The 25,465-nt window shown below is 62.7% G+C and carries 24 protein-coding genes; 10 read left to right on the top strand and 14 right to left on the bottom strand.

The window, feature by feature from the left end; all coding sequences use genetic code 11:
• Nucleotide 1 precedes the first annotated feature (1 nt).
• The 3 genes from ACEN2R_RS01460 to ACEN2R_RS01450 form a co-directional block, all read right to left on the bottom strand.
• Nucleotides 2-1,882 carry a vWA domain-containing protein gene (locus ACEN2R_RS01460; protein WP_442038481.1) on the bottom strand — a complete coding sequence of 627 codons (1,881 nt, stop codon included), beginning with the start codon at nucleotides 1,880-1,882 and terminating at the stop codon, nucleotides 2-4.
• Nucleotides 1,879-2,418, bottom strand: coding sequence for an RNA polymerase sigma factor (locus ACEN2R_RS01455; RefSeq protein ID WP_442038479.1), 540 nt, complete (start codon nucleotides 2,416-2,418; stop codon nucleotides 1,879-1,881). Before ACEN2R_RS01455 ends, ACEN2R_RS01460 begins: the two co-directional genes overlap by 4 nt.
• A 137-nt stretch (nucleotides 2,419-2,555) precedes the next feature.
• Nucleotides 2,556-4,034 carry an NAD-dependent succinate-semialdehyde dehydrogenase gene (locus ACEN2R_RS01450; RefSeq protein ID WP_442038477.1) on the bottom strand — a complete coding sequence of 493 codons (1,479 nt, stop codon included), beginning with the start codon at nucleotides 4,032-4,034 and terminating at the stop codon, nucleotides 2,556-2,558.
• Nucleotides 4,035-4,122: 88 nt separating this feature from the next.
• Here ACEN2R_RS01450 and ACEN2R_RS01445 point away from each other — a divergent pair, with 88 nt between their 5' ends.
• Nucleotides 4,123-4,908 (top strand): alpha/beta hydrolase, encoded by a 786-nt coding sequence (locus ACEN2R_RS01445; protein WP_442038475.1) that lies wholly within the window; start codon nucleotides 4,123-4,125, stop codon nucleotides 4,906-4,908.
• On the opposite strand, the gene ACEN2R_RS01440 is transcribed toward ACEN2R_RS01445, so the two are convergent.
• From ACEN2R_RS01440 to ACEN2R_RS01405, 8 genes are read right to left on the bottom strand one after another with little or no spacing between them, the layout of a single operon-like run.
• Complete coding sequence (locus ACEN2R_RS01440) at nucleotides 4,905-5,897, bottom strand: P1 family peptidase (protein WP_442039459.1); 993 nt, start codon at nucleotides 5,895-5,897, stop codon at nucleotides 4,905-4,907. The two genes, ACEN2R_RS01445 and ACEN2R_RS01440, sit on opposite strands and share 4 nt — an antisense overlap.
• A complete protein-coding gene (locus tag ACEN2R_RS01435) occupies nucleotides 5,897-6,331 on the bottom strand; it encodes a hypothetical protein (RefSeq protein WP_442038473.1) in 435 nt (144 codons plus the stop codon). Before ACEN2R_RS01435 ends, ACEN2R_RS01440 begins: the two co-directional genes overlap by 1 nt.
• Complete coding sequence (locus ACEN2R_RS01430) at nucleotides 6,328-7,068, bottom strand: glucose 1-dehydrogenase (RefSeq protein ID WP_442038471.1); 741 nt, start codon at nucleotides 7,066-7,068, stop codon at nucleotides 6,328-6,330. The genes ACEN2R_RS01435 and ACEN2R_RS01430 overlap by 4 nt, the downstream gene beginning before the upstream one ends.
• Entirely contained in the window at nucleotides 7,065-7,604 is a 540-nt protein-coding gene (locus ACEN2R_RS01425) for a GNAT family N-acetyltransferase (protein WP_442038469.1), read from the bottom strand. Before ACEN2R_RS01425 ends, ACEN2R_RS01430 begins: the two co-directional genes overlap by 4 nt.
• A complete protein-coding gene (locus ACEN2R_RS01420; RefSeq protein WP_442038467.1) occupies nucleotides 7,594-9,045 on the bottom strand; it encodes an aldehyde dehydrogenase family protein in 1,452 nt (483 codons plus the stop codon). Before ACEN2R_RS01420 ends, ACEN2R_RS01425 begins: the two co-directional genes overlap by 11 nt.
• The gene (locus ACEN2R_RS01415) at nucleotides 9,023-10,588 is read right to left on the bottom strand and encodes an ABC transporter ATP-binding protein (RefSeq protein WP_442038465.1); all 1,566 of its coding nucleotides are present in this window, start codon (nucleotides 10,586-10,588) and stop codon (nucleotides 9,023-9,025) included. Before ACEN2R_RS01415 ends, ACEN2R_RS01420 begins: the two co-directional genes overlap by 23 nt.
• Nucleotides 10,585-11,406 carry an ABC transporter permease gene (locus tag ACEN2R_RS01410; protein ID WP_442038463.1) on the bottom strand — a complete coding sequence of 274 codons (822 nt, stop codon included), beginning with the start codon at nucleotides 11,404-11,406 and terminating at the stop codon, nucleotides 10,585-10,587. The genes ACEN2R_RS01415 and ACEN2R_RS01410 overlap by 4 nt, the downstream gene beginning before the upstream one ends.
• On the bottom strand, nucleotides 11,403-12,350 hold the full coding sequence (locus tag ACEN2R_RS01405) for an ABC transporter permease (RefSeq protein WP_442038461.1): 948 nt from the start codon (nucleotides 12,348-12,350) through the stop codon (nucleotides 11,403-11,405). The genes ACEN2R_RS01410 and ACEN2R_RS01405 overlap by 4 nt, the downstream gene beginning before the upstream one ends.
• 208 nt (nucleotides 12,351-12,558) lie before the next feature.
• Here ACEN2R_RS01405 and ACEN2R_RS01400 point away from each other — a divergent pair, with 208 nt between their 5' ends.
• The gene (locus ACEN2R_RS01400) at nucleotides 12,559-13,773 is read left to right on the top strand and encodes an aminopeptidase P family protein (protein ID WP_442038459.1); all 1,215 of its coding nucleotides are present in this window, start codon (nucleotides 12,559-12,561) and stop codon (nucleotides 13,771-13,773) included.
• Nucleotides 13,774-13,850: 77 nt separating this feature from the next.
• Here ACEN2R_RS01400 and ACEN2R_RS01395 read toward each other — a convergent pair whose 3' ends face one another.
• Together ACEN2R_RS01395 and ACEN2R_RS01390 are read right to left on the bottom strand one after the other, a co-directional pair.
• A complete protein-coding gene (locus ACEN2R_RS01395; protein ID WP_442038457.1) occupies nucleotides 13,851-14,105 on the bottom strand; it encodes a GlsB/YeaQ/YmgE family stress response membrane protein in 255 nt (84 codons plus the stop codon).
• Between the two features lie 96 nt (nucleotides 14,106-14,201).
• A complete protein-coding gene (locus ACEN2R_RS01390; RefSeq protein WP_442038455.1) occupies nucleotides 14,202-15,674 on the bottom strand; it encodes an ABC transporter substrate-binding protein in 1,473 nt (490 codons plus the stop codon).
• 172 nt (nucleotides 15,675-15,846) lie between these two features.
• Here ACEN2R_RS01390 and panB point away from each other — a divergent pair, with 172 nt between their 5' ends.
• On the top strand, nucleotides 15,847-16,683 hold the full coding sequence (gene panB, locus ACEN2R_RS01385; protein WP_442038453.1) for a 3-methyl-2-oxobutanoate hydroxymethyltransferase: 837 nt from the start codon (nucleotides 15,847-15,849) through the stop codon (nucleotides 16,681-16,683).
• Nucleotides 16,680-17,531: a pantoate--beta-alanine ligase gene (gene panC, locus ACEN2R_RS01380; RefSeq protein ID WP_442038452.1), complete on the top strand. Its 852-nt coding sequence runs from the start codon at nucleotides 16,680-16,682 to the stop codon at nucleotides 17,529-17,531. Before panB ends, panC begins: the two co-directional genes overlap by 4 nt.
• Here panC and ACEN2R_RS01375 read toward each other — a convergent pair.
• Nucleotides 17,528-18,820 carry an acetylornithine deacetylase/succinyl-diaminopimelate desuccinylase family protein gene (locus ACEN2R_RS01375; protein ID WP_442038450.1) on the bottom strand — a complete coding sequence of 431 codons (1,293 nt, stop codon included), beginning with the start codon at nucleotides 18,818-18,820 and terminating at the stop codon, nucleotides 17,528-17,530. The two genes, panC and ACEN2R_RS01375, sit on opposite strands and share 4 nt — an antisense overlap.
• Before the next feature lie 129 nt (nucleotides 18,821-18,949).
• Between ACEN2R_RS01375 and ACEN2R_RS01370 the strand changes: the two genes are divergently transcribed.
• From ACEN2R_RS01370 to ACEN2R_RS01345, 6 genes are all read left to right on the top strand, one after another.
• Nucleotides 18,950-20,026: a hypothetical protein gene (locus ACEN2R_RS01370; protein WP_442038448.1), complete on the top strand. Its 1,077-nt coding sequence runs from the start codon at nucleotides 18,950-18,952 to the stop codon at nucleotides 20,024-20,026.
• On the top strand, nucleotides 20,027-21,142 hold the full coding sequence (locus tag ACEN2R_RS01365) for a hypothetical protein (protein WP_442038446.1): 1,116 nt from the start codon (nucleotides 20,027-20,029) through the stop codon (nucleotides 21,140-21,142).
• Nucleotides 21,143-21,217: 75 nt separating this feature from the next.
• Nucleotides 21,218-23,158, top strand: a complete 1,941-nt coding sequence (locus ACEN2R_RS01360) for an ATP-binding protein (RefSeq protein ID WP_442038444.1) — start codon at nucleotides 21,218-21,220, stop codon at nucleotides 23,156-23,158.
• Nucleotides 23,155-24,492, top strand: a complete 1,338-nt coding sequence (locus ACEN2R_RS01355) for a DUF6638 family protein (RefSeq protein WP_442038442.1) — start codon at nucleotides 23,155-23,157, stop codon at nucleotides 24,490-24,492. The genes ACEN2R_RS01360 and ACEN2R_RS01355 overlap by 4 nt, the downstream gene beginning before the upstream one ends.
• Nucleotides 24,489-24,755: a hypothetical protein gene (locus tag ACEN2R_RS01350; RefSeq protein WP_442038440.1), complete on the top strand. Its 267-nt coding sequence runs from the start codon at nucleotides 24,489-24,491 to the stop codon at nucleotides 24,753-24,755. The genes ACEN2R_RS01355 and ACEN2R_RS01350 overlap by 4 nt, the downstream gene beginning before the upstream one ends.
• Before the next feature lie 10 nt (nucleotides 24,756-24,765).
• Complete coding sequence (locus ACEN2R_RS01345) at nucleotides 24,766-25,416, top strand: DUF1523 family protein (protein ID WP_442038438.1); 651 nt, start codon at nucleotides 24,766-24,768, stop codon at nucleotides 25,414-25,416.
• Nucleotides 25,417-25,465: the final 49 nt, after the last annotated feature.

Here is a 25,465-nt window from a genome sequence, read left to right as displayed (position 1 = left end):
GCTATTGTGCCGACAGCGATTCCGCCAGACGCATCAGCGTGATTGCCCCGGCGCGGTAGCCGAACGGGTCGTCGCCTTTCGCGGTGTTGGCAAGGGCGATGGCGTCCTGATAGGTCCAGCCGTCGATATAGGCGCTGCCCGTCAGAAGTTGTCCGAACCCCGCGATGGCAGTTGCGAACCCTGTGTCGGGCAACAGCGGGCCGCCCCGCACAATCGGAACCTCGATCAACTGGCTGCTGGCCGCACCGGGGGATTTATACCGCAGTTTCAGGAAGCCCAGTTCGTCACTGTCGCCGGTTGCCGCCGGTGCGCCATAGCGCAGCGCATCGTTCAGGATGGCGGGCGACCCTGTCGGCGTCACCTCGTAGATCGCCGTGACCGAATGGCCCGCGCCGATCTCGCCTGCGTCCACATGGTCATTGTTGAAATCCTCGCGGTTCAGGGCGCGGGTTTCATAGCCGATCAGGCGGTATTCCGCGACGCGTGCGGGATTGAATTCAACCTGCACCTTCACATCGTTCGCAATCGGGAACAGGGCGCCGGTCAACTGGTCCACCAGCACCTTTTGCGCCTCTGCCAGGGTGTCGATATAGGCGGCCTGACCGTTGCCGTTCTGCGCCAGTGCCTGCATCGTGGCATCGTCCAGATTGCCGCGCCCGAAGCCCAGAACGCTAAGGTAGGTTCCTGTGTCTCGCTTGCCGGCGATGTAGGTTTTCAGGGCCTCTGGGTCTGAAATTCCGATGTTGAAATCGCCATCGGTGGCAAGGATCACGCGGGTCACCTTGTTGTCCTGCGCCATGCTTTCGGCGACCGAATAGGCCTGTTGCAAACCGGCCTGCCCTGCCGTGCCACCGCCTGCATCCAGCCGGTCAAGTGCGGCAAGGATCGTTGCTGCCTCGGTGGCAGAGGTGGGCGCCAGAACCTGCCCCGCGCTGCCTGCGTAGGTCACAATTGCGACCTGATCCGCAGGCCTTAGTTTGGCCAGCATCAGGCGGAACGATTGCTTTAGCAATGGCAACCTGTCGGGCGAATCCATCGACCCCGACGTGTCGATCAGAAACACAAGGTTCAGCGGCGGGCGGGTGTCGATCGCGGGGCGCCTTCCCTGAATGGCGACATGCACCAGTTCCGTGCCCGCGTTCCACGGGGTCGCCATAACCTGAACCGTGGGGCGGAACGGGGCGTCGCCCTCGGGCGCGGGATAGGCATAGGGGAAATAGTTCACCATTTCCTCGATCCGCACCGCCCCTTGGGGGGGCATACGACCCTGCATCAGCGACGACCGGATGACGGAATAGGACGCCGTATCAACGTCGATGGAAAAGGTCGAAACGGGATCGGTCGCGGTGATCCTTAACGGGTTGGCGGGGCCGTTCGCGAAAGCTTCGGTATCGGGCGCGATAAGGATGCTGTTGTCGGCAAGCGACGGGGCGGGGGCCATTGCGCCGACGGTGAATTCGGCGTCGGCGTCGGGGCTGCGTTGGCGGGCTGCCTCGGCGGGGGCGTTAGGTGCGAGCCGGACTGCGGGTTTCGGGGTCACCTGCGTCTCAATGCGGACCTTGTCAGACGCGGTGACAAGGGAAGGCGGCGGGACCGGATCGCCCCCCGTCGGGATCAGATAGATCAGGCCAAGGGCGACAAGGGCTGTGCTGGCGGTCAGGGCGCCGCGTGTGGTCAGGATGTCGAACATTGCTTTCGCTCCGGTTTTGAACCCCGCCCATTTGGTCTGGCGGTCAAAGATGGGACGCGGCGCGGGCCGCGATCCTTGGAGAGCGTCGAAATTTTCCTGAGCCACGCGCAGATGTGCGGCCCGTGTCGCGGCATCGGGGGTGGGGGTCGCGCGGTCCAGCGCGGATTTCAGATCGTCCAGTTCGTCATTCATACCTGCGCCTCCTGTTCCTTCATCGCCCGCAGGCGCCTTTTGACCTCTGACATGCGCCAGGACACCGTGCCTTCGCTGATGCCCAGAACAAGGGCGGCCTCGGCATGGGTCATGTCGGCATCCAGAGTGCAGGCGACGGTGTCGCGCAGATCCACCGGCAGGGCGTTCATCGCGGTGCCGAGCCAGTCAAGGCCGGTTCGGGCCTCGGCCATTGTGGCCTGCCTTGCCAGTTCCCAATCGCCCCAGCCATCCGCCGCGCGGGCGTGGCTTGCGGCGCGGCGGCGGCGATCATGGGCGGCGTTGACGGCGACGCGGTACAGCCAGGTGCCGAACCGCGCCTCTGCGCGGTAGCCGCGCAGCTTGGCGGGCAAGGCGGCACAGATGTCCTGCGTCAGATCCTCGGCATCGGCACCGGTTCCCGTCAGGCGAAAGCACAACCGGAACAGACGGTCGTAATGCCGTGCCAGAAGCACCGCAAAGGCATCGCGGTCTCCGGTGGCTGCTGTTTCGGCCAAAGCCTCGTCTGAAGTTTCCATGCGCATGACATTTGATTGGACGCAGGGGAATGGTCAATCCTTGGAATTTTTTTGAGTATTTAAGGAACAAAGTATCAAGGGCGTGCAAGGAAGGTGGCCGCACCTGCGAAAGACGCGGGTGCGGCCGGTTTTCCTGATCAGACCGACATGCACAGATATTTCAGTTCCTGATAGTCCTCGATGCCGTGGTGGCTGCCCTCGCGGCCAAGGCCCGACTGCTTGACGCCGCCAAAGGGCGCGACCTCGGTCGAGATGATCCCGGTGTTGATGCCGACGATCCCGTATTCCAGCGCCTCGGCAACCTTGTACACGCGGCTGAGGTCTTTGGCGTAGAAGTAGGACGCAAGGCCGAAGATCGTGTCGTTGGCCATTTCGATGACCTCGTCCACGGTGTCGAACCTGAACAATGGCGCAAAGGGGCCAAAGGTTTCGTCCTGTGCGACCTGCATATCCATCGTCGCGCCCGACACGATGGTCGGTTCAAAGAACATGCCGCCCAGAGCATGGCGCTTGCCGCCGGTCAGCAAGCTGCCGCCTTTGGACAGGGCGTCTTTCAGGTGCTCTTCGACTTTGGTGATGGCGGCAGGTTCGATCAGCGGGCCAAGATCGACACCGCCGGTCAGGCCGTCGCCGACCTTCAACTGGTTCACGCGCGCCACCAGCTTGGCGGCGAAGGCATCATAGACCCCGGCCTGCACGTAGATCCGGTTGGCGCAGACGCAGGTCTGGCCGTTGTTGCGAAACTTGCACAGGATGGCCCCTTCGACGGCGGCATCCAGATCGGCGTCGTCGAACACGATGAAGGGGGCATTGCCACCCAGTTCCATCGAGCATTTCATCACCTGATCCGCTGATTGTTTCAGCAAGATACGGCCCACTTCGGTCGAGCCGGTGAATGTCAGCTTGCGGACGGTCGGGTTCTCGCAGAACTCCTTGCCGATGTCGGATGACCGCGACGAGGTGATCACGCTCAGCACGCCTTTGGGCAGGCCCGCGCGTTCCGCCAGCACCGCCATGGCCAGCGCCGACAGGGGCGTCAGGGCGGCGGGGCGCACGACAAAGCTGCACCCGGCGGCAAGGGCCGGGGCGGCCTTTCGGGCGATCATGGCATTGGGAAAGTTCCACGGCGTGATCCCTGCGGCGACGCCGATCGGCTGGCGCAGAACGGTGATGCGCTTGTCGGGCTGGTGGCCGGGGATGGTTTCGCCGTAGACCCGTTTGGCCTCTTCGCCGAACCACTCGATGAAGGATGCGCCATATAGGACTTCGCCCTTGGCCTCGGCCAGCGGTTTGCCCTGTTCGGCGGTCATGATGGTGGCCAGATCATCCGCGTTGGCGACCATCAGGTCGAACCATTTGCGCAGGATCTGGGCGCGGTCCTTGCCGGTGCGTTTCGCCCAGTCCTTTTGCGCGATACGGGCGACTTCGATGGCGCGGGCGGTTTCGGCGCGGGTGACGTCCGCCACTTTGGCGATGACGTCGCCACGGGCGGGATTCGAGACGTCAAATGTCTTGCCATCGTCGGCATCGGCCCATTCGCCGCCAAGAAAGGCGCGGGTTTCAAATAGGCCCGGGTCTTTCAAAAGGTCGCGCAGGTTTGTCACGGCATCTAGCATAACGGTCTCCTTTGGTGTTCTTTGGGCAATTGCAGATCACGCTGGCAGCCTGTTGTCCAGCCGAACACGCAAGTTCAGGGAGCGGACGATGGATATGGATGATGCTTATGCAAACGCGAAATACATTCCGCAGGCGGAGACCTATGTGCCGCGCTGGACGCAGGCCGCTGCGGCCTTCCGCGAGCGGGCGGGATCAGAGACGGATATCGCCTACGGCGACCAGCCGCGCGAAAGGTTCGATCTGTTTCTGCCCGAAGGGACGCCACAGGGCCTGATGGTGTTCGTCCATGGCGGGTATTGGCGGGCGTTCGAGAAATCCATGTGGTCGCATCTGGCGGCGGGCGCGTTGGCGCGGGGCTGGGCCGTTGCAATGCCGGGGTATACGCTTGCGCCAGAGGCACGCGTGGCCGCCATAACCCGCCAGATTGCGCGTGCGGTGACAGCTGCGGCGGGGCGCGTTGCGGGGCCGGTTGTTCTGGCGGGGCATTCGGCGGGCGGGCATCTGGTGTCGCGCATGTTGTGCGGTGATGTGGCGTTGCCCGACGATGTTGCCGCGCGGCTGCTGCGGGTTGTGCCGATTTCGCCGGTCACCGATTTGCGCCCGCTGTTGCAGACCGCGATCAACGACGATTTGCGGATGGATATGGCAGAGGCGACAGACGAAAGCCCCGCCTTGCACAGGGATGTGCGCGATGTGCCGGTCACGGTTTGGGTTGGTGGCGCGGAACGGCCTGTATTTCTGGATCAGGCGCGGTGGTTGGCGGACAACTGGTCAAACGCGACGCTTCACATTGCGCCCGACCTGCATCATTTCAATGTCATCGAGGGGCTGGAGAACAAGAACGGCCCCCTGATGACCGCCCTGCTGGGCTAACGCCCGAAGCGGTCTCGCCATGTCGGTTGCGGGTCGCCCTGCGCGGCTGTGGCCTCGAATATCGCGCGGGCAATGGCGCGGGACAGGCAGGTGGCGGCGGCATGGCCAAGGCGCAGCGGGTCCCAGACCGGATCGGCCAGCGGTTTGGCGCAGGTCGCGGCGGCAAAAACCAGATCGCCGTCAAAGGGCGTGTGGCTGGGAACAATCGCGCGGGCCATGCCGTCATGGGCGGCGGTGGCAAGGCGGGTTGCCTGCGCTTGGGTCAGGATGGCGTCGGTGGCGATAATCGCGATGGTCGTGTTTTCCCCGTGGTGCTTTTCCGGGGTGGGTTCGTGCATCGGGTCATAGGTGCCGGACAGACCCAGTCCGCCGAATTCCGCGCCGTATTCGAACGGAGCCGCCCAGAATTCCGGCCCGTCGCCCATGGTCACACGACCCAGTGCGTTGACCGCAACCAATGCGCCTATGGTGATGCCGTTGTCCAGAATGACAGAGGCAGACCCAAGCCCGCCCTTGATGCTGGCGGTCACAGCGCCCGTGCCCGCGCCCGTCGTGCCAAGGGCGAACTGCTGCCCGGCGGCGGCCAGCGCCCTGCGCCCCAGCGCCTTGTAGGGGTTGTTTCCCCATGCCTTGTCGCCGCCGTTCAGCAGGTCGAACAGGATGGCCCCCGGCACGATCGGCACCCGCTGGTCGCCGACGGCAAACCCGCGCCCCATCGCCCGCAGGTCGTCGGCAACGCCAGACGCCGCATCAAGGCCAAAGGCCGATCCGCCGGACAGAACCAGCGCATCCACCTGTTGCACCAGCTTGTCGGGGGCCAGCAGATCGGTTTCGCGCGTGCCCGGTGCGCCACCCATGACATGCACCGCCGCAACAAAGGGGGCATCGCCGACCAGCACGGTCGCGCCGGTTTTGATGTGGTGGTCACAGGCGTTGCCGACCCGCAGGCCCGCGACATCGGTGATCAGGTTCAGCGGTCCGGGTCGCATCATGTGCCTCGCTTTGTCAGGTCGGCCTCGAACGGGCCCATGTAGGTCAGGCGGGGCGTGTCGTGCACCCGGAAGGGAAAGCCGCCGAACGCCTCTTCGACAACGATAACCAATGTGTTTGCGTCGCCCTGCCGGTCCAGCAGATCCTCGGCCAGATCGGAATGGAAATAGTCGCTGAGGGCCGAATGGCGGGCATCGCCATAACTAACCTCGACAAAATCAGTATCGACGAAGGCCTCCGGCAGGTCATTTGTGAAGGGTTCCGGCAGGTCCGGGTCGGGCGCATCGAAGCAATAGGCAAGCGCATCCTCTTCGGTCTCGAATGCGCCGTGGAACAAATGCAGCCGCAACGTGCCGGGGGGCAGCGGTTCGGCCGGTTCGGCCTGTGGCTGCGGAGAGATCCCCAGCAGGCGTTTCACAAAGCCCAGGGTCATATGCAGCGCCCGCCGTCCACTTCCATGGCGACGCCAGTGATCATGCTGGCCTCGTCAGAGCACAGGAAACAGGCGGCATTGCCCATATCCTCGGGGGTGGAAAAGCGGCCCAGCGGAATGGTGGACAGGAATTTGGCACGCATTTCCGGCGTGTCCTCGCCCATGAATGATTTCAGCAAGGGCGTTTCCCCCGCCACAGGGTTCAGCGCGTTGACGCGGACGCCGAACGGCGCCAGTTCGACCGCCATCGCCTTTGTCGCGGTGATCACCCAGCCCTTCGAGGCGTTGTACCAGTTCAGGCGCGGGCGCGGCGATACACCTGCCGTTGACGCGATGTTCAGGATCGCGCCTTTGCCGTTGGTCTTCATATGCGGCACAAGGTGGCGGGCTGTCAGATAGACGGACTTGGCATTGACCGACAGGACGCGGTCGAACGCCTCCTCTGGCACCTCCTCCATCATCATCGGCAGATGGGTGATGCCTGCGTTGTTCACCAGAACATCCAGCGTGCCAAAGGTGGCAAGTGCGGCCAGCGCCATCGCCTGCACGCTGTCGTTGCTTGCGACGTCCACAGTGTGGGCGATGCCGCCGACCTCGGCTGCGACGCTTTGCGCGGCATCCCTGTTGATGTCGGCCACCATGACACGCGCGCCTTCGGCGGCGAATTTCCGCGCGATGCCCGCGCCGAAGCCAGAGCCGCCTCCGGTGATGATTGCCGTTTTACCCAAGAGTCTCATGTGGCGTTTCCTTTGATAATTCGTTGCATGACATGACGCATATGCCCGTCACCGCCGGGCTTTGGCGGAACCTGCCGCACAAGGGAAAAACCCTCTCTTTCCCAGAACTTTCGGCCTTTCGGGTTGTCCTTTAGGGCGGCCACCTTAAGCGACGTTGCCCCCGCATCGGTTGCCATCTGCACAATCGCATCCAGCGCGTTGCGTCCCAACCCTTTTCCGCGGTCGGCGGGGTCAAGCATGACAAGGCCAAGATACCATTCCTGCGCCGTCTCATACCCGCGGGCAACAAAGACGATGCCGCCCAGATGCCCGTTCGGGCGGCTGATCCCGAGATGCAGCAGGCCTTTTGGCCCCAGCGCGGGCGGCGTGCTGGCGAATTCCGCCTTTACCCACTCTGCATCGGGCAACGCCCCTGTTTCAAGCTGGATATAGTCGCTTGCCCGCAACGCCAGCGACAGAACCCTGTCTGCGTCGCAAGCATAGGTCAGCGGTTCAAGTATCCATCCGTCGGACAGGATCGTTTTGCTATCCGCCATGATACGCCGCCACGGTTTTTAGGGTGCTGAAGCCATAGAGCGCCTCGAGCCCTTTTTCGCGCCCGTGGCCGGATTTTCCGACCCCGCCAAAGGGCAGTTCGACCCCGCCGCCCGCGCCGTAGTTGTTGATGAAAACCTGACCCGCGTGCAGGCGTTTGGCCATCCGCATTTGTCGCGCACCGTCGCGGGTCCAGATCGACGCGACAAGGCCGAAGTCGGTGCCATTGGCGATGCGGATTGCGTCATCCTCGTCGTCGAAGGGAATGACCACCTGCACAGGACCAAAGATTTCATCCTGCGCCAGCGGATGGTCGGGGCTGACGCCGGACAACAGCGTGGGCAGGACGTAATGCCCGCCGCGCGGCGCATCCTGCATCCGCCCCTGCGCCGCGATTGTCAGGTCTTGTGCCTTTGCCAGAAATCCCGATACGATGTCTTTCTGGCGGGCTGAAATCAGCGGTCCGACGCTTGGGTCGTCCACCGCGCGGCCCACGGTCAGGGTTTTATAACGCTCTGCCATGCGGGCCAGAAGGGTGTCGTGCACCTCGCGCTGCACCAGAATGCGCGAGGAGGCGGAACAGGTCTGGCCCGCGTTCTGGATGCCCGCGTTGACCAGAAACGGCAGGGCGGCGTCAAGATCGGCGTCGTCGAACACCACCTGCGGGGATTTACCGCCCAGTTCCAGCGTCACCGGCACCACATTGCGGGCGGCGGCGGTCTGGATCAGGGTGCCGACGCCGACCGATCCGGTAAAGCTGATGTGCCTGACGCCCTTATGGGCGGCCAGCGCGGCGCCCGCCTCTTCGCCCAACCCCGTCACCACGTTCAACGCGCCGTCCGGCAGGCCCGCCTCCTGTGCGAGGGCGGCAAAGGCCAGGGCGGTCAGGCAGGCCTCCTCTGCCGGTTTCAGCACGCAGGCATTTCCCATCGCCAGCGCCGCGCCAACGGACCGACCGATGATCTGCATCGGGTAGTTCCATGGCACGATATGGCCCGTCACCCCGTGCGGTTCGCGCAGGGTGTAAACAGTGTAGCCGTCCAGATAGGGGATGGTTTCGCCCATGATCTTGTCCGCCGCCCCGCCGTAGAACTCCATATAGCGGGCAAGGGCGATGGCGTCGTTGCGGGCCTGCGTCAGCGGCTTGCCGACATCGCGCGCCTCTATCATCGCCAGATCGTCGATGCGGGTCAGGACAAGTTGGCCGATACGGGTCAGAACGCGGCCCCGTTCTGTCGCGGTCATCCGGCCCCAGTCGCTGTGCAACGCGGCCTCGGCCGCCTCGACGGCGGCGTCGATGTCGGCGGATGTTCCGCGTGCGATTTGCGCGATCTGCCCGCCGTCAGAGGGGTCTTCGACCGGCAGCACCCCGCCCGCATCGGGTGCACGCCAGACGCCGTTGATAAAGACGAGTTCGGGATCAAACCAAAGTGGCAGTGTCATGGGTCCAGTCCTTTGGCAGCATCGGTGCCGCGTTGATCAGTTGCAGGGTATAGGGGTGGGCGGGCGCGTCAAAGACGCGGGATGTCGGGCCGTGCTCGACGATTTGCCCCGCTTTCATGACCATCACGCGGTCGGTGATGGCACGCGCGACGGTCAGGTCATGGCTGATGAACAGATAGGCAAGGTGGAACCGCACCTGAAGCCCGGCAAGCAGATCAAGGATTTGCGCACGGATGCTGACATCAAGGGCCGACACCGCCTCGTCCAGCACGATAAGCTGCGGTTTGGTGATCAGGGCGCGGGCGATGGCGATGCGCTGGCGCTGGCCCCCCGAAAATTCGTGGATGTATTTATGCGCATCGCCTTGGGACAGGCCGACTGCGGTCAGCGCCTCTGCGATGCGGGGCTCGGCATCATGCGGACGCCCCGTGGTGTGGAACGGTTCGGCAATCAGGCGGGCGACGCGGTGGCGCGGGTTAAAGCTGCCGTAGGGGTCCTGAAATACCACCTGCATCCGAGGATCACCGGCCCGCACGGGCAGACCGCCAAGGGTGATGCTGCCGCCCTGCAACGGATCAAGCCCGAGGATCGCGCGGGTCAGGGTGGATTTGCCGCACCCCGATTCCCCCACCAGTCCAAGGCTTTCGCCCTTGTGCAGCGTAAAGCTGATACCGTTCACCGCGCGAAACGGCGCGGGCCGGCGGATCAGGCCGGTGCGGGGTTGCGCATAGGTGCGCTGCGCGTTTTCGACCACCAGAAGCGGGGTGTTTTCGACCTGCGGGCTACGCTTTGGCTGGTGACCGGACGCGGCGAACAGTTGACGGGTGTAGGGGTGGCGCATGGTGCGGAACAGCGTCTCTGTCGGGCCTTGTTCCACGATCCGGCCCTGCTGCATCACCGCCACATGGTCGGCCATGCCGGCCACGACGGCAAGGTCGTGGGTAATCAGCAACAGCGACATCTGTTCCTCGTCCACCAGCCCCTTCAGCAAGGACAGGATCTGCGCCTGTGTCGTCACGTCCAGCGCGGTTGTCGGCTCGTCCGCGATCAGCAGTTGAGGGCGGAGCGCGATGGCCATGGCGATGCAGACCCGCTGACGCTGGCCACCGGACAATTCATGCGGATACCGGTCCAGCGGCAGGTCCAGCCCGACGCGCAGCAGCTTGTCCCGCGCGGCCCTGCGCGCCTCGGCGCGGCGGGCCTTCCCGTGGATCATCAGCGTCTCGGATACCTGATCGCCGATGGTCTGGACCGGGTTCAGCGCGGTCATCGGTTCCTGGAATATCATCCCGATCTTGTTGCCGCGCAGGCCGCACATACGGGCTTCGTTCGTGGTCAACAGGTTCTGGCCGTCCAGAAGCGCGGTGCCGCCGGTAACGGATCCGGCGGGCAACAACTGCATCAGGGCAAGGGCGGTCATCGACTTGCCCGACCCGCTTTCGCCAACCAGACCGACGATCTGGCCGGGGTCCACCTGAAACGATACGCCGGACAGGACCGGCGTGCCGTGGATCGTCAGGGACAGGTCGGACACGCGGATCATTGGCGGCCCCGTCGCAGGCGCGGGTCCAGCAGATCGCGCAGGCCGTCGCCCATCAGGTTCAGCCCCAGAACGGTGATGACGATGCAAAGACCGGGCAGCAGGGCAAGGCGCGGATCGGTGTAGATCATGGTTTGCGCATCGGCCAGCATACGGCCCCAACTGGGGGTCGGGGGCTGCACGCCAAGGCCGACATAGCTCAGGCCCGCCTCGGCCAGAATGCCCAGACTGAACTGGATCGTGCCCTGAACAATCAACAGGTTCGCGATGTTCGGCAGGATGTGTTCGACGCTGATGCGGGGTTTTCCCTTGCCCGAAACGCGGGCCGCCAGAACATAGTCCAGCGTCCAGAGCGACAGCGCCGCGCCGCGCGTGACGCGGGCGAAAACGGGGATGTTGAAGATGCCGATGGCGATGATCGCGTTCAGCGCCGAGGGGCCGAAAACGGCGGTAATCAGAATGGCGATGACAAGGCTGGGAAAGGCAAAGATCAGGTCGTTGCCGCGCATGATGACCTCGTCCAGCAGGCTGCCCTTGTTGGCGGCGGCGGTCAGGCCCAGGGGCACGCCAAGCGCCATGCCGATGCCGACGGCGACAATCGCCACCGCAATCGAGGTGCGCGCGCCGACCATCAGCATCGACAGCACGTCGCGCCCGAAATGGTCGGTGCCCAGCAGATAGTCGCCCCCGACCGGCCTTAGCTTGGCCGCGATGCTAAGGACCGTCACGTCATGCGGCGTCCAGACCAGCGAGGCCATCGCGGCGACAAGGAACAGCCCCGCAAAGCCCGCCCCAAGGATCAGTTGCACCGGCCACCTCATGCGCGGCGCCGCAGACGCGGGTCAATGGCCGCATAGGCCAGATCGACAATGAAGGTGACAAGGATCACCGCAAAGACCATCAGCATCACGACGCTTTCCACCACGATCAGGTCGCGCTGGGTGATCGCCTGAAAGATCAGGCGCCCGAGGCCGGGCAAAAAGAACACCTGCTCTATGATGATGCCGCCTGCGATCAGGAAACTGAATTGCAGGCCGATGATCGTCAGCACGGGGATCATCGCGTTGCGCAGGGCGTGGCGGGTGATGGCCTGACGGCGGGTCAGACCCTTGGCGCGGGCGGTGCGGATATAGTCCTGATCCAGCGTCTCGATCAGGGCAGAGCGCATGACCCGCGCCAGGATCGAGGCCTGCGGCAGGGCCAACGCGATGGCGGGCAGCAGCAGCGATTTCATCCCCGCCAGCATCCCCTTGTCCCATCCTGCAAACCCACCTGCGGAAAACCAGCGCAGATTGATGGCAAAGACCAGCACCAGCAGCATGGCGAACCAGAAATTCGGCACCGCAATGCCCAGTTGCGTGGCCCCCATGATGCCATAATCGGTGGGCCTGCCGCGCCGCGCGGCCGCGATGATCCCGATGGGAAAGGCGATCAGCGTCGACAGGACCAGCGCCATGCAGGCCAGCGGCAGGGACACCCAGATGCGCTGTGCCACAAGGTCGATGACCGGGACCTTGTAGGTATAGGACTGGCCGAAATCGCCGGCCACCATGCCAAAGGTCCAGTCAAGATAGCGGCTGGCCAGCGACCCGTTCAGGCCAAGCTGATCGCGCAGTGCCGCGACGGACTCGGGGCTGGCGTTCATACCCAGCATATAGGCGGCGGGATCGCCCGGAATGACCTCGATCACCGCAAAGATCACAAGGCTTGCGGCGATCAGGCTAAGGGAAAGCGACAAAAGCCGCGTGAGGGCATAGCGAAGCATAAGATGACGTTAGCCATGGTTGGCGCGGGGGCCAAGGGGCTTTGCAATTTGCCCACTTGCGGGAATCCGGAACTTGCGGCATGGATGGCACCGAGCACTGGCGATGGCGTCGCCGACGGGGTCCGCCCCTGCGCTCGGCCGATATGGCCCAACGTCCTGAACGCCCGGATCTTTTATCGGTCCCCGCGGGGACAGTTGGAGGCCCATTATGGACCATTCGAACAGACCTGAATTCTACCGCCTGCACAACGGCGACAAGGCCCCGCTGCAATTCAGCGGCGCGGAATTCGATGCGCGCCTTGCAGGCTTGCGCAAAATTATGGCGGCGCAGGGTGTCGAGGCGGCAGTGTTCACCTCGATGCACAACATCGCCTATTATTCGGGTTTTTTGTATTGCGCGTTCGGGCGGCCCTATGCGCTGGTCGTCACCCCCACCGAAAGCGTGACGATTTCCGCAGGCATCGACGCGGGCCAGCCCTGGCGGCGCTGTCATGGCGACAACATCACCTATACCGACTGGAAGCGCGATAATTACTGGCGGGCAATCCTGTCGGTGACCGGTGCGGGCCGCGTTCTGGGGATCGAAGAGGATCACCTGACGCTGGCGCACAGCCAAAAGCTGATGGCGGTCTTGCAGCCGTCGCGGGTGGTTGATCTGGCCCCTGCCACGATGCGCCAGCGGATGCGTAAATCACCCGCCGAGATCGCGTTGATCCGCGAAGGCGCGCGGGTGGCGGACGTGGGGGGCTTTGCGATCCGTGATGCGGTCCGGGCCGGTGTGCGCGAGATCGACGTGGCGATGGCGGGGCGCGACGCGATGGAGGCCGAGATTGCCCGCGCCTTTCCCGATGCCGAATATCGCGACACCTGGGTCTGGTTCCAGTCGGGCCTGAACACCGACGGCGCGCATAACCCTGTGACGGGGCGGATGCTGGAGCGGGGCGATATCGCGTCGCTGAACACCTTTCCGATGATCTCGGGGTATTACACCGCGCTGGAACGCACGATGTTTGTGGAAACCGTTGATCCTGCCTCGCTTGCGATCTGGCAGGCGAACATCGGCGCGCACGAACTGGGGATGTCCCTGATCAAGCCCGGCGTCAGCTGTGCCGAAATCACCGCCGGTGTGAACGCGTTCTTTGAGGAGCGGCAGTTGCTGCAATATCGCAGCTTTGGCTATGGCCATTCGTTCGGGGTGCTGTCGCATTACTACGGTCGCGAGGCCGGTCTGGAACTGCGCGAGGACATCGACACCGTGCTGGAACCCGGCATGGTGATCTCGATGGAGCCGATGCTGACGATTCCTGCCGGACAGCCCGGTGCGGGCGGTTACCGCGAGCACGATATTCTGATTGTGACAGAGGACGGCGCCGAGGACATTACTAAATATCCTTACGGGCCTGAGTTCAACGTGGTTGGCTAGCCAAGCGATCCCTGCCGGTGGCGCAAGTGGCCGCCTCCGGCAGGAGTATTTAAGGAACAAAGTAAGACAGGTCGGGCCTAAGCCCGTTTGATGACCTTGATCAGGAACAGCAGAATAACCGCGCCGATAGTGGCGTGAATGATCGCGCCGATCATGCCGCTTGCGATGTTGAGGCCGATGCGCGGGAACAGAAAGCTGGCGACAAATGCGCCAACGATCCCCACGATGATATTCCCCAAAAGGCCAAAGCCGAAGCCCTTGACGATCAGACCCGCCAACCAGCCGGCGATGCCCCCGATGATCAGAGTGACGATAAGTGCCGATAGACCCATGATTGACCCCGTTTTATTGTTGCACCTTAACAGTGTAGCCGATGCTTGACCAAAAAGATGCAACAATTCTGCGAGGGGTCAATTGCCGACCGCGCCCTAGTCCGCCCAGCTGACGCCGGTCAGGTCGTTGGCCTGTGTCGGCGCGTTTTCCCACATGCCTTTGATTTTGGCGTTGCGGACGCTGGTATAGGCGAGCTGGAACAAATAGGCGTTGACGTAATCGTCAGCGATCATCTGTTGCGCGCCTTTCAGCAATTCGGACCGCGCCGCCGGATCGCTGGTCAGGGTCAGCTGGTCCATCAGTGCCACGAATTCCGGTTTTCCGTATTGAAAGTAGTAGTCGGGCCGCGCGTAGATGTTGATGTCCATCGGTTCGGTATGGCTGACGATTGTCAGGTCGAAATCCTTGCCCTTGAACACCTGTTCCAGCCACTGGGCCCATTCCAGATTGCTGATCTCTGTTTCGATCCCGACGTCGCGCAACTGGCTGGCGATGATCTCTCCTCCGCGCCGCGCGTAGGTGGGCGGGGGCAGGGAAAGGCGCAGTTTCAGGCCGGACACGCCCGCCTCCGCCAACAGCTTGATCGACAGTTCGGGGTCATAGGCGGATTGCGCGGTCAGATCGACATAGTCGGGATTATGCGGCGCAAAGTGGGTGCCGATGGGGGTGCCGTTGCCGAACATGGCGCCGTCGATGATGTCGGACCGGTTGATGGCGTGGCTGATCGCCTGGCGGACCTTCACGTTGTCCAGAGGCGGTTGTTTGTTGTTCATCGCAAGGATCGTCTCGCCCTCGGTCGAGCCGACGCTGACCGCAAAGCGCGGGTCAGTGCGGAACAGGTCCAGCGTCTCTGGCGCGGGGTAGTTCGGGAAGGCATCGACGTCGCCTGCCATCATCGCGGCGAAGGCGGCGTTGGGGTCGGAAATGAACTTGAACGTTGCCTTGGTCAGCGCGGGCTTTGGCCCCCAATAGGCGGGATAGCTTTCCATTTCCACGCGGTCGCCCTGCACCCAGCGGGTGAATTTGAACGGGCCGGTGCCGATCGGGTCTGTAGCGTCCGTGGCCACGGATTCGGGTGCCACGATCACCGCGTCGCCCCATGCCATGTTGAACGGAAAGCTGCCGTTGGGTGCGGACAGCGTGACAGTGACGGTCAGAGGGTCAATGATCGCGACCTCTGCGATGTCTTTGAACAGCGCCTTTTGCGCATTTGTGCTGTCCTCGGCGCGGGCGCGGTCAAGGCTGAATTTGACATCCTCGGCGTCCATCGCGCTGCCGTCGTGGAACGTGACGCCGGATTGCAGGTGGAAGGTATAGACAAGGCCGTCTGTAGAGACCTCCCATGTTTTTGCCAGTGCGGGTTTGACGGCGCCGTCGGCGCCAAAGCGGGTCAGGCCCTCGAATATATTGGCATAGACCACCTCGTCGATTGCGGCGGCGGCGCCCCCTGTGGGGTCAAGGTTCGGCGGTTCCAGCACCATGCCGATGGTGATTGTATCCTGCGCGGCCATGGCGGTGCCCGCAGACAGGGCAAGGGCGGCCAGGGTAAGTTTGAGGTGGGACAGCATGGGCGTTGGTCCTTATGTCAAGAGGGGCCTTGGCGCGAGTATTCACTGCCGACGCGTGTCAATCAAGCGTTCCGGTGGCGGGCAGGCCGCCGCGATCAAGGAAAGACTGGTGCGACAGGGGCGGGGTTAATATAAGGCGGCCACCTGTAATTTCCATGCGAGGCCCCGACTGATGAGCGCACCCCCCCCCGTCCGCCCGACCCTGCCGACCGATATTCTGGCGCGAAAGGGCGGCGTGCCGCTGGTGTGTCTGACCGCCTATACGACACCGGTGTCGCGTCTGGTGGACCCGCATTGTGATGTTGTTCTGGTGGGCGATAGTCTGGGGATGGTGCTGCACGGGTTGCCCTCGACGCTGGGCGTCACGATGGAGATGATGATCCTGCACGGGCAGGCGGTGATGCGCGGAAACACCAGCGCGATGTGCGTGATCGACATGCCGTTCGGCAGCTACGAGGAAAGCCCACAGCAGGCGTTCCGCAATGCCGTGCGGCTGATGGCCGAGACGGGTGCCCCTTCGGTCAAGCTGGAAGGCGGGCAGCATATGGCGGAAACGATTGCCTTTCTCACGGCGCGGGGTGTGCCGGTGATGGCCCATATCGGGCTGACGCCGCAGTCGGTGAACACGCTGGGCGGATATAAGGTGCAGGGGCGCGATGCGGACCGCGCGCGGGTGATCGCCGATGCGCAGGCCGTGTCGGGTGCGGGCGCGTTTGCGGTTGTTCTGGAAAAGGTGCCGGATGGATTGGCCCGCGATATTGCGGGCGCGCTGCCTATCCCGACGATCGGGATCGGGGCCTCTGTCGCGTGCGACGGGCAAATTCTGGTGGTCGATGACATGCTGGGTCTGTTCACGGATTTCCGGCCCAAATTCGTCAAGCGTTATGCCGAACTGGGCCATACGGCGGACGAGGCGATCGCGGCTTATGCGGCCGATGTGCGGGCGCGGGTATTTCCGGCGGCAGAGCATGTGTTCCCCGATACCCTGAAGAAAAGTCCGTCGAAATGAGCCCGCTTGTCGTCAGAACCGTTGCCGACCTGCGGGCTGTTGTGGCCGGCTGGAAAGCGGCGGGCGAGCGCGTGGGAGTGGTGCCGACCATGGGCGCGTTGCACGAGGGGCATCTGAGTCTTGTGCAGGCGGCCAAGCGTGGCGCGGACCGGGTGATCGTGACGATTTTCGTGAACCCCAAGCAGTTCAACAACCCGGCCGATCTGGAAAAATACCCCCGCACCGAGGAAACCGATGCGGCGCTGCTGGCACCCTTTGGCGTCGATCTGATCTTTGCGCCGATGCCGGACGAGGTTTACCCGCAGGGCTTTGCGAGCACGGTTTCGGTCGCGGGTATCAGTGACGCGTTGTGCGGCGCGCACCGGCCCGGTCATTTCGACGGCGTGGCCACGGTGGTGACAAAGCTGTTCCTGCAAACACTGGCCGACAGCGCGTATTTCGGGGAAAAGGACTGGCAACAGTTGCAGGTGGTGCGCCGTCTGGTGGCCGATCTGAATGTTCCGGTCACAGTTGTCGGATGCCCGACGGTGCGCGAGGCGGACGGGCTTGCGCTTTCGTCCCGCAACCAGCGCCTGACGGGCGAGGAGCGGGCCCTTGCCCCCGCCTTGCCGCGGGCGATGCGCGATGCCGCGGCCAGAATTTGCGCCGGCCAGACCGCCAGCGTCGCGCTGGCTGCGGCGCGCACCGCGATCCTGTCGGCGGGGTTCCGCGAGGTCGAGTATCTGGAACTGCGTGGCGCGCAGGATCTGGTGATGATGGACCATGCCGACCGGCCCGCGCATATCTTTGCCGCCGCATGGCTGGGCGACGTGCGCCTGATCGACAATATGGACGTGCGCCCCGCCTAGGGCTTTGGTAACAGCAATTCCGCCAGTGTCAGTGCCATGACCTTGGCGCTGTCCACCATGTCCTGCACACCGATCCATTCGTCGGGCTGGTGCGCAAGGTCAAGGATGCCGGGGCCGTAGGCGATGCAGTTTTTCAGCTTGCCGATGCGGTCGATGTGTTTCTGGTCATAGGTGCCGGGTGACACGACATATTCGGGCGCGCGGGACAGCACCTTTTGGATCGCCTCTGCGACGGTGCGCACCACCGGCGCGTTTCTGTCGGTCATTGTCGGCTGGACCTCGAACAGGTCGCGGATTTCGTATTTGAAATTCGGGCGTTGGGCCTTGATCTGGTCCAGCATGGCTGTGACCTCTCGCTTGACCTCTGCGATGTCTTCCTCGATCAGAAAACGGCGGTCGATCACGATGCGGCAGCAATCCGGAACGCAAGGCACTGGCAGGCCGGTATAGTCGGCGTCCTGTTCCACCGCGCCCCCGTGGATCGAATTGATGTTCAGGGTGGATTGTTTCGCGCCGTCCGGCACGACAGGCATCGCGGTGTGTTTGCCGGCCAGCAGCGGGAACAGATACTGTTCCATCTGGTCGATCACCGCCCCCATGTGTCGCACGGCGCAATCCCCCAGAAACGGCATAGAGCCATGTGCGATGCGGCCCTGCGTTTCGATTTCGGCCCACCAGACCCCGCGATGGCCAAGGCAGATGCGGTCCTTGTTCAGCGGTTCGGGGATGATGACGTGCTGCACGCGGGCGGGATCGAAATACCCCTGTTCGGCCAGATAGGCGACGCCGCCATACCCGCCGGATTCCTCGTCCGCCGTGGCGCTGATCTCGATTGCGCCGTGATAGTCGGGGTGCGTGGCGATAAAGGCCTCTGCCGCGATGATGGATGTGGCCAGACCGCCCTTCATGTCGCAGGCGCCACGGCCGTAGATCCTGCCATTGTCCAGCTCTGCGCCAAAGGGATCGCGGGTCCAGCCATGGCCGACCTCGACGACATCGTGGTGGCTGTTGAAATGCACGCATTCACCGGTTCTGGCGCCATTGTGGCGGGCGACGATATTCCAGCGGGGGTATTTCGCGCTGTCCGCGATCGCCCCTGTCGCGCGGATCAGTTCGATGGTGAAGCCCGACGCGCCAAGCCGTTCGGCCAGAAATTCGCATATTTCGCGATAGTTCCGACCGGGGGGATTAAGCGTTGGAATGCGGATCAAATCCTGCGTCAGGGCGATCAGGTCATCCCGCCGCGCATCGATTTCATCCAATAGCTGTTTTTCTGTCACCCTCGTCATATAATGACCGTAATCAGAGCAACGGGTTGCGTCCATCCGCGAAATTTGAAAAATCGGAATGCGGACAGATGTAATTCGAATTAACATTGCCTATATATTGGCTAAGTGTTTGGTATAAGAGGGAAACGCATGTCTAATTTTGACACCCAGATCAAAGAATCTCAGGCGCAGGTCGCAGAAGCGCAGGGAAAGATTGCCGAAATGACCGGCAAGATCGAAGCCGCGCGGGCGAAAATGGCGGCGGGCAGCGATATCTCGGTCGATATCGAGAACGCCACGCTGGCCGATGTGCACGCCCACACCGAGGCGATGAACGCCAATATCGCGGAACTGATCATGGGACTGGATGATGTGACATCCGGTTTCAGCCAAGAGTTCAACGAGATGCGCAACAAGACCGGCATGGAAAGCCTGATCGGGTTCTTTTCCAAGGCCAAGTCGGACGCGATGCGTCAGGACCGGATGCGCACCGCGTCGGTCGATGACAAGTTGCAGGACCTGATCGGCAAGTCGGATGTGATTGTGAAACTGCTGGAGGGCCAGCTTGCCATGCTGAACGACCAGAAGGTCAAGGTCGAGGCGAACCTAGTCGGCACGCTGGACGAACGCGAGATCACGGTGGGCGATCTGGAAGGGCTGCGCACCGGGATTATGGCGCTGGACCCGAAGATCATCGAGTTGGAAAACAGGATCGGTGTCGAACAGGATGCCGCCGCGCGAACCAAACTGGAAACGCAACTGGCCGAACTGAACACCCGTTACAACGAGATGGTGCAGAACGAGCAGGTCCAGCTTGCGAAAAGCCAGACGCTTGAACGGTACATCGAGAAGGGAAAGACCTGGATCGACTCGCTTCAGAATCAGGCGGCGACGCAGATGGTGCTGATCAACAAATTGCAGACCGACACAAAGCAGCGGGTCGTGCTGTATGACGCGCTGTCGAAATCGCTGAAGACGGCGCAGCAACAGGATGTGGCGCACCGGATCAACGAGATCGGCGTGAAGACCGACCAGGAGGCGCAGTCGGCGATGGCCGCGATCGGGTCTGCCACCAATGCGCGCATGGCCGAGATGCTGGAGCAGCACGAGGATCACATGGTCTTTGCGCGGAAGGTTCTGGAGGAAAAGGCAAAGGCCGACGAACGCTTTGCCCGGCGGTTTCAAAAGATCGTCGAGAAACACGACAAGAATCTGTACGGCGCGTAAATGGTGGAAACCGATCTGGCCCGCGACCACGCGGAACTGCACGACATCGCAATCGCGCGGCGCTACTTTGCCAAATTCGGGCGGATCACCGGGCATCTGACCCGCGTGGCCGCCGCGATGGAGGCGGAACGGTCGCTGAGCAAAGGCGATGTCGCCATCATCGGGCGCTATGTGCAAGGGGTGGCGGCAACGTTACGCGCGTTGGGCAACAAGTATTTTCTGTCCGGGCGGCTTGGGCAAAAGATGACGTTCGATCGCCACGAAAGCGGATTTCCGGTGTTTCAGGAACTGCTGTCGATGGCCAATGACGCGCAACAGGCAAAGCGGCATCTGGCGGGGCTGCCGGATGCGGCTGTTCTGAAGGACGAAATGATCCGCCAGATCGTGGCAGAGCAGACGATCCCGACGGAACTGCAATTCGCCATGTCCCAGCGCCTGTATTACGAGGCGTTGCTGAAGGGCGATCTGTTCTGGGCACGGAATGATCCGGAGGTTCTGTTGCTGCCGGGGCTGGACGACCGGCGCCGGTATCTGGTGTATTGGGCGGTCTATGACGGCTATGTTAATTTGCCGACGATCTACCTGATGGAGGTCGAGGACACGGGCCGCGCCGCCTTGCCCAAGGACCAGCGCCGCTGGCCCGAGGTGCAGGCGCATCTGATGGCGCAATCGGTGGCGGGGCTGAAGCTGTTGACCATCGCCAGGGGCTTTGACGAAAGCTTTGACGATCTGCACCCCAAGCGGCTGCGGCGGTTTCACATCGGCCCGATGTATTCCCATGCCTTTACCCTGCAATCCGGCCCGATCCGCGAGGTTCTTGAAGAGGCAAAGGCGGCCCCGGGCGAGGATTGGGCCTTGGCCTGGACGATGGAGGAGCTGACCTCGGAGCGGGTGGAAGACACGGCAAAGGGCTGGTTCGGGTCTGTCGAGCGCGAGATTTTCGCGCTGGACCCGTTCGCGGGGCGCGGGGCCGATACGGGGGCCACACGGACCACGCGCAGCATCATCATGCCGCTGCGCCCCTATCAGGTGCTGGAGGAAAAGCAGCCCGCCGGGTTTCACGACGTGCGAAAGTTCGTCGTCAGCCCGCAGGGCAGTGTTGTGAGTTATCGGTGAACCGGGTCTTGTGGCGGGGGCGGGATGCCTTCGGCGAGGATATTTTTGCCAAAAAGATGAGTGGCGGAGAGTAGAATGAGCATGTCGAGCGACCAGATGGAACTGCGCGAGGACGCGATCCGCGGGCATTATGCGGCGGCGGCGGCCATGTTGCAGGGGCTGGATCACACGCCGCGTGTCGCTGCGGCAAAAGAGGTGTCAGCGCCGGAGGAGCGTTCGCCGGGCATCGGGTCGGCGCGACGGTTCCGCTCGACCACGCCCGGTCTGGTGACGCGGTCCACCGCGCGGCCCGAAGGCGTGCGTCTGACAGAGCGGGTCGCGGCGACGGGCGGCGACGACCCGCTGCCGTCGGCGTTGCAGGCGACTGTGATGCAGGCGTTGCGCCGCGCGATTGCCGTGGCGCTGGCGGTTTCGGATGCCTTTGGTCAGGCGACGGGGCTGGCGGCGTTGAAACGGGCGAATCTGGACGGCGCGCTGGGGACGGACAAGCGGGGCGAATTTGCGGACCTGCTGACCGCAGAGGCATTGCTGACGCTGCATGTCTTCGGCAATGCGACGGCGTTCCTGTTGTCGGCGCATGCAAGCGAGGCGGTGGTCGAGATCGGCGAGGTCGAAGAGGTTTTGACCGACAACGGCCAGTTGGCCTTGCACGGCGCGATCTGGGAACTGGATCAGGATCTGGCGCTTTTGGCGACCGACGAGGGCAAGCTGGTCGCTGTGGTCATGGCCTATGCCGAGCAGGTGATGGAGAAGGTCGCGCTTCGGGCGCAGGGGGCGGCGCGGCTTGGGGCCTTTACCGGGGTCAGTTACCGTGTCGAGGCCGATGATTTCACCATCGCGGGGTTTACGCCGGCACGGCGGGGACGCGGCAAGCCTTTGGTCATGGCGTTCAAGAAACCGCACGAGGTTGTCGGTAACCATATTGCCAAATATCAGGCGTTGCGGTTGGCGAAGATGCTGATGGCCTATGATTTCGACCGCAAGCTGAACCCTTTTGCCGAAATGGGCGGTTTCATATTCACGTTTATGGGCGACGGCAAGCCCGGAACCGGCAAGACGACCCTGATCCAGATGATGGCGGGATTGATCAACGATTACTGTCAGGTGGCGGGCTATCCGTTCCGGTATGCCAACCTGTCCACCGACAATATCGACAGTTATCAGGGCAAGTCCGGGCAGAACGCCAAAGCCTTTGTCAACGGGGTGATGGACCCGAATGTCATCGGGTTCGGCACCATCGACGACATTGACCAGATCGCCGGCAAGCGTGGCGACCGGCAGTCCAGCGCCGGTCAGCTGGAAATCACATCGGTTCTGATGGAAAGTTTCGCGGGTGCGAACACGGTGGTGCGCGGCAACTGCACCTTCGGCATGTTCTCGAACTATCCCGAGAACGTCGATGATGCGTTGCGGCAACGGGCCGGCGCGCGGTTTCTGGTGGACGGGCCGCAGACGCGGGACGATTACATCGACATCCTGCACCTGTTGCTGGGCAAGACCCACGCGATCCCTGTGGGCGACCATGACTTGTTCGCCGCGCAGGAGATCAAGAAGGCCGTGGCGGCCAGTTTCAACCAGCACGGGCGGCCGCAGGAAGACGGGCTGATCCGCGTGTTCGATAGCGTGTCAAAAGAGATCGGCGCGCTGGATACCATTGCCAAACTTGGCACCTACCTGAAGGCCATCCAAGAGGCCGACCCACGGTTTACCGGCCGCGCGATCAAGAACATCACCGACGCGGTCAAGGTTCGCGCCATGGATTTTGAACTGCCCGATGAATGGATGGAAAACCCCGAGTTGTTCCTGTTCAGACCCTATGATGAAAAGCTGACGCTGATCCGCGATATGTCAAAGCCGATTACGGTGGATATGGTGGTGCAGGAGATCAACCGCTATGCCGACAGCGAATTCCGCTATGCCGACAAATCCGACGAGGTTGCGATCGAGACCGCCGTGCGCGAGATGGGCCGGATGGAAGAGGCCAGACGGCGCTATCTGGAGGAGCGGGCAACGTGAAACGCCTGATCGAGAAAGGCCTGATGTTCGGTAATCTGATCGAGGTCAGCAGCCCGGCGTTGGTCGAGCGCTATAACCGTGCATTGATGCATCTGACGGGTAAATCGACGGCTTTGACCGATTTCCACATCGACATCTCGGGTTATTCGCCCGAGGTCGGCGATGAGCTGGACGACCCGCTTTACCTCAATCAGGGCGGCTGCAACCGGCAGTTCATCTTGCTGAGCACGCAGCAAAAGACAGCGCCGCTTTTGAACGCGAAATTCTCGACCTCGCGCGGGATATTGCGGCAGTTCATTGACCGCAACGAGGGGCAGTTGTTCGCGCTGACCGCCAGGGATGCGGTGGCGGGAGAGTTGCTGAACTCTGTCTATGACGTGTCCCGCCCCGCGCGGCTGTTCGATATCCGCCAAGTGACGGTAGAGGCGGATACGACCGGCGGCCATGTGGCCGAGGCGCGGAAGCTGTCCGCGATGATCAAGACGTTCCGCACGCAGGACGATGCCTGGTGGGATGACGTGCTGATCGCCAATATGATCGGTCTGGCCAAGAAAACCGGGGACGTGACCCGTAACCCGATCGAGCTGGACGAGGCGGTGTTCCGGCAGGACAATTTCTATACCTCGCATTTTGGCGGGATCTACATTTTCCGCGCGGTGGATCACCCCTCGGCGATCGTGGCCGGGGACAAGGCCGCGGTTGGCCCTTTGCCGATCGCGTTCACCTTCGGCCTTGACGACCGGCACCAGATCGCCAAGTTTCTGGAGCTGAACGGGCTGGTCGAACCCATCGTCCGCGCGCGCGGAGTGGATGCGGCACAGATCCTTCAGCAAAAGATGGATTTCATCGTGGCCGATGTGGCCGCACGCCAGGGCGAGGACCTGAGCCGCAGCACCCCGCGCGACATGCGCGCGTTGGCGCGGCGTTACGGGGCGCAATTGCCCGAGGCGTTCAACGGTTTGGCGGCGCTGTATCGCTGGGCCACCAGCGGCGGGGACTGGCCGCGCATCACCAGCGACCACCCCGCGTATTTCTACACCCTGCGCAGCCGGCCCCATGCGGACCGCGATCTGGTGAATATGGTGCTGGCGGAACTTACGCCGCTGGACGCGCGGAACCTGTTCATTTGCCACAAAGAGGCATTCTACGCCGCCTATGCGCAATGGCCCGAGGCCAAGAAATCCTATGTCGCGGATTTCCTTGAGCACGCCTATCAGGTAGACAAGGCGGGAGCGCGGGACGCCCTGTTCGGGTTGGTCGCACCTGACGCACCGGCCAAGGCATTGATCGAACGCGTCGGGCCGTGGGGTTCCGTCAGAAAGGGGCAGGCATGATCGGGTTTATCAGGTTGGCTGTTTTCGGGTTTATTGCCCTGACGGTCCTGTATTTTGTGGTGGTGATCTACTCACGCTCGGTCCGGCGCGAAAAGCTGGAAAATGAATGGGCTGAAAACGGCGGGATCGGGGACAGGGACGCGTTTGTCAACGAGGGGCTGAAGCGATACGAAAGCTCTATGCGCCGCAAGTTGATCGTTGCGGTTTATATTGTGCCGATCATCGTTGTTACTGGTCTGATCTATATTCTGAACTTCATGTGAGGCGGCTGCTATGCGCTATGTAAAATGGACCTTCTGGACACTGCTTGTGTCGGTTGTCTTCGGGTTCTTCCACTACACCTTGCCACAGCATGATATCGGCAGGATCGTCGGAACCGAAAACCGGCGGATCGACTTTGGCGAGAACTCTATCTTTTGGGCCTCGCCCGATGTCGGCACGGCCCCGGGCGCGAACCGGGATGTGTTTTTCATCCAGACGATCGGGAAGAACGGCAAGCCGATGGTCTACCGCAACGAGGATACCGGCTGGGGGTGGCCACCCTATTTCAAGCTGGACAGCAGCAACCTCCAGACCGAAGCACAAAGTATGGTGTCGTCCGATGCAGCGCCGAAATGGGTTTCGATCACCCATTATGGCTGGCGGAATGAATTCTTCACGATTTTCCCCAACGCTGTCGCGGTCAAACAGGTGGCTGGCCCCGATGTGCGGATCATCCCTTGGGTCAATATCGTGATTCTGACGCTTCTCGCCGTTCTTCTGTTCATGTTGCGCCGGATGTGGATGCAGTTCCGCGAGCGCAGCATCGACCCGATGATCGAAGACGCGGAAGAGGCATGGGATACCGTTGACGACCGCGCCGATGCGGCGCGGGGGCGGTTCACACGCTGGTTGGGGTCGTGGCGCGGGTCGCCCAGAAAATAGAATGCGGGGTTATTCTTTGTTCTTCTAAATATCCTAGGCGAAGCCGATG

Origin of the sequence: Pseudogemmobacter sp. W21_MBD1_M6, assembly GCF_052119585.1 — a bacterium.
In the GTDB taxonomy this organism is placed as follows: Bacteria; Pseudomonadota; Alphaproteobacteria; order Rhodobacterales; family Rhodobacteraceae; genus JBGQOJ01.
This window is presented reverse-complemented; position numbering and strand designations above follow the sequence as displayed.